5 protein-coding genes are annotated in these 3,756 nt (G+C 38.8%); all 5 read right to left on the bottom strand.

Annotated features, from left to right (window positions below; translation table 11 throughout):
* Positions 1–69: 69 nt before the first annotated feature.
* The 5 genes from ruvX to DC53_RS00325 all read right to left on the bottom strand — a co-directional run bounded on the left by ruvX (position 70) and on the right by DC53_RS00325 (position 3,557).
* On the bottom strand, positions 70–516 hold the full coding sequence (gene ruvX, locus DC53_RS00345; protein WP_033032382.1) for a Holliday junction resolvase RuvX: 447 nt from the start codon (positions 514–516) through the stop codon (positions 70–72).
* Positions 517–551: 35 nt separating this feature from the next.
* Complete coding sequence (locus DC53_RS00340; protein ID WP_007376520.1) at positions 552–1,109, bottom strand: YqgE/AlgH family protein; 558 nt, start codon at positions 1,107–1,109, stop codon at positions 552–554.
* 155 nt (positions 1,110–1,264) lie between these two features.
* A complete protein-coding gene (gshB, locus tag DC53_RS00335; RefSeq protein WP_033032384.1) occupies positions 1,265–2,215 on the bottom strand; it encodes a glutathione synthase in 951 nt (316 codons plus the stop codon).
* Positions 2,216–2,269: 54 nt separating this feature from the next.
* A complete protein-coding gene (rsmE, locus tag DC53_RS00330) occupies positions 2,270–3,004 on the bottom strand; it encodes a 16S rRNA (uracil(1498)-N(3))-methyltransferase (protein WP_008136625.1) in 735 nt (244 codons plus the stop codon).
* A 76-nt stretch (positions 3,005–3,080) separates the two neighbouring features.
* Positions 3,081–3,557, bottom strand: a complete 477-nt coding sequence (locus tag DC53_RS00325; protein WP_007376517.1) for a hypothetical protein — start codon at positions 3,555–3,557, stop codon at positions 3,081–3,083.
* Positions 3,558–3,756: the final 199 nt, after the last annotated feature.

Here is a 3,756-nt window from a genome sequence, read left to right on the forward strand (position 1 = left end):
TAACCACACTACATAGGCTCTTCCTTGCCTAAAAACCAAACATACTGCTGTAAATTCACCCACCAAAGATCAACACGCCCTAGATTCAAAAAAACTTTCTAAAATAATAACTGCAGACATATTATCTACATTACCTTTACCCAAGTTTTTATAGCCGCCTTGCTCGAATAAACGAGCTTTAGCATCGGCTGTTGTTAAGCGCTCGTCTTGCGTTTGCACAGGAATGCCGTAATGGTTATGCAGCCTGTTAGCAAACTTTTTAGCTTTAAAGGTTACTTCTTGTGAAGTCCCATCCATATTTAGCGGCAAACCAACAACCATTAAGTCGGGCTGCCACTGCGACACTTGTACTGCAATATGATCCCAGTTAGGAATGCCATCTTGTGCTTTTACAGCCTTAAGGCTAGACGCACTGCCGGTTAACTCTTGCCCAATAGCAATACCAATACTTTTGGTGCCAAAGTCAAAGCCCATTACAGTGCGTTCGCCTTGCGGCTTAAGCGATTTTTTTGTCATGTTTGTCTTGTTTAAGTTTTAAATAATTAAAATTACTATGCGTGACCGGCTTCAGGGCTTAGTTGGCTTATATCAAAGCCCAGCATTGAAACCGCTTTTTCCCATCGTTTTTCAACGGGCGTATTAAAAATGATCTTCGGATCAGCTTCTATAATTAACCAACTATTATCAAGCAGTTCTTGCTCTAGTTGACCTTGCTCCCAACCTGAATAACCTAAGGTAATGATAAACTGCTCGGGTGCTTGTGCGGTTGTTAAACTTGCGAGTACATCTTTAGATGTAGTGATCATAATGTCACTACTGAGCTTTTGACTTGAGGTGTAACCCAGTTTTGGAGAATGCAGTACAAAGCCTCGATCGGTTTTAACCGGGCCACCTGCATATACAGCAACTTGTGCAGCTTGCTGGGTTTTATCATTATCTATTTCTATTTTGTCCAGTAGTTCGCCAACGGTAACATTAATAGGTTGGTTGATCACCAAGCCCATAGCCCCATCTTCATTGTGCTCACAAATATAGGTAACAGCACGTTTAAAAAAAGGGTCTTGCATTGACGGCATCGCGATTAAAAAATGATTTTCTAATGACTGCATAGATTTCACCCTTTTAAGTTAGTGGACTTTGAGTATGGCATATACCTATGTTTTTAAAACTAAATAAGCTTATGTATATCATTAAAAATTAATGCAGCAGTGACTGCATTAATTTTTAATGCGAAAAAAGCTATAAGTAACGATTAGGTATATGCTTATTTACCTAGTCTTTTCTCAATTGCGTCAAATAAAATACCCGTAATTGAAATATCATAAGCCGCTTCAATTTCGCGCACGCACGTTGGTGCAGTGACGTTAATTTCAGTTAATTTATCGCCAATAATATCTAAGCCTACAAATATTAAGCCTTTTTCTTTAAGCGTTGGTGCAACAGCTTGCGCTATTTTTAAATCTGATTCGCTAAGAGGACGCGCTTCGCCTCGACCGCCTACAGCTAAGTTACCGCGTGTTTCACCATTTTGTGGAATGCGCGCTAAACAATACGGAATGACTTCGCCATCAATAACCAATACGCGCTTGTCGCCTTGTTTGATCTCAGGAATATAATTTTGCACCATAGCAAAGCGACTGCCGTGTTCGGTTAACGTTTCACAAATTACACCAATATTAGCGTCGTCTTCTCTGATGCGGAAAATAGATGCGCCACCCATGCCATCAAGTGGTTTTAAAATAATGTCTTTATGCTCGGCTAAAAACTCACGAATTTGTTTTTGACTACGTGTAACCAGGGTATCTGGCGTATGTTCGCTAAACCATGCTGTAAATAGCTTTTCATTAGCATCGCGAAGGCTTTGTGGCTTGTTAATTATTAACGTACCTTCTTGTTCTGCACGCTCTAAAATATACGTCGCGTAAATGTATTCAGTATCAAAAGGAGGGTCTTTACGCATTAAAATTACATCAAGGTCGGCAAGGGCTATAGTGGCTTTTTCTTCAAGCTCGTACCATTTTTCTGCATTGTTGAATACTTGCGCTTTAGACGCCGTAGCGTAAGATTTACCTTTACGAAGAGATAAATCATCCATCTCCATATAATAAATTTCGTAGCCGCGTTCTTGCGCTTGCATCATCATTGCAAAACCGGTGTCTTTTTTGATGTTAAATCCACTAATAGGATCTGAAATAATACCTAACTTAATTGCCATGCGCTGTGCCTTACTATAAATGTTACTGTTTATATGAGGGTGCTTTTAGTTATTTCAATTAGCTAAATCGCCAAATTGAAGCTGTAATGCACTTAAGACCGTTAAAGCGGCCGTTTCCGTTCGTAAAACACGCGGGCCTAAACGAATATCTACAAATTCTAGTTGCTTAGTTAGTGCCATTTCATCATCGGTAAAACCACCTTCAGGACCGACTAAAAAGCGCACGCCATCTTTAGGTACTGTAATGGTTTTAATGCTGTGCTCAGCACGAGGGTGGAGTGTGAGCTTAATTGCATTGGTTTGTTGTGCAAGCCACTGTTTTAAATCAATCGGTGGATTAATGATTGGTATAAAGTTACGTCCTGACTGCTCAGCTGCTGCAATTGCGATTTTTTGCCATTGTTGGTGTTTTTTCTCAAGGCGGTCACCCATTAGTTTTACGCCACAGCGCTGACTAAAAATAGGCGTAATTTCGGTAATCCCTAGTTCAACTGATTTTTGAATCGTAAAATCCATTTTATCGCCACGTGAAACACACTGACCTAAATGAATTTTTAAGGGGGATTCAACATCATGAGCATTAAATTCATATGGCATTACTACAACTGTTTTTTTAGTTACTTCAATTATTTCACTAAGGTATTCGCCGCCTTCGCCATTAAAAATAGACACATTTTCGCCTACTTTCATACGAAGTACACGGCCAACGTGGCCTGCAGCGTCTTCATCTAACGAAACGGGTGTATTTAAGATAATGTTAGATTTTTGATAAATATGAGGAACTCGCATGTAATGTCACTTATAGGTTAGCGCATAAAAGTTATATACCGCTATGGTAAGTAAGCTGTGAGCTTGGTGCAATTATTTATTTTCTATTAAGTTGTTCTGTTAACTCAACTAGGTTCAAAGGAGTTTCCGCTATATCGGTGTGGCAAGATAGATGATTTGAGTGACTTTGGTCTGTTAGTGGGCAAAAGTTAAAACCATTTTCATCTTGGCTAACTAAAATGCGATTTTTATGCAAAGAGTTATAAATAAATCGCTGTGCATCATCGGCCAGTAAGTAGTCGACTTTATTTAGTAAAATACCTTCGATACTGTGATGCTCATGCAAGTAGCTGGCAAGTTCAGAAACACTTATTTCGTTTTCAAAATCGCAATAGCAATAGTCTTTTATAAGCTCATCAAACATCATTTTTACTAATTGGCGCATATTAGAACCCGCTATGACTAAGGGGCTCGATGTATTTCGTCGTTCACTATTAAAATAGTGCTCAGCAAATGATCGGCTAAACTCTTTATCTATGTCTATTAATAAATAGTTAGTCACTTGGAATGGCATAAGTCCCCATCGTATTTAGGTCAGTGTATACAAACTTAATTAAAAGTAGATTGTTTACAGTCGTTTAATTTAAAGAACTCACTGAAAAATAACTTGAGCCAAAAATAGCCAATTTATCTTACACAGCTGAATTCAACATTAACGATGTTGAATTCACGTGCAGTAAGCCCACTATTGATGCAGGGCAAGATCACGAACT

It is taken from the genome of Pseudoalteromonas fuliginea (assembly GCF_000690055.1).
Classification (GTDB): domain Bacteria; phylum Pseudomonadota; class Gammaproteobacteria; order Enterobacterales; family Alteromonadaceae; genus Pseudoalteromonas; species Pseudoalteromonas fuliginea.

What these genes read in the sequence shown, in the direction of transcription:
- ruvX (WP_033032382.1), bottom strand. Translation starts at nt 516, where the DNA reads ATGACAAAAAAATCGCTTAAGCCGCAAGGCGAACGCACTGTAATGGGC.
- DC53_RS00340 (WP_007376520.1), bottom strand. Translation starts at nt 1,109, where the DNA reads ATGCAGTCATTAGAAAATCATTTTTTAATCGCGATGCCGTCAATGCAA.
- DC53_RS00325 (WP_007376517.1), bottom strand. Translation starts at nt 3,557, where the DNA reads ATGCCATTCCAAGTGACTAACTATTTATTAATAGACATAGATAAAGAG.
- rsmE (WP_008136625.1), bottom strand. Translation starts at nt 3,004, where the DNA reads ATGCGAGTTCCTCATATTTATCAAAAATCTAACATTATCTTAAATACA.
- gshB (WP_033032384.1), bottom strand. Translation starts at nt 2,215, where the DNA reads ATGGCAATTAAGTTAGGTATTATTTCAGATCCTATTAGTGGATTTAAC.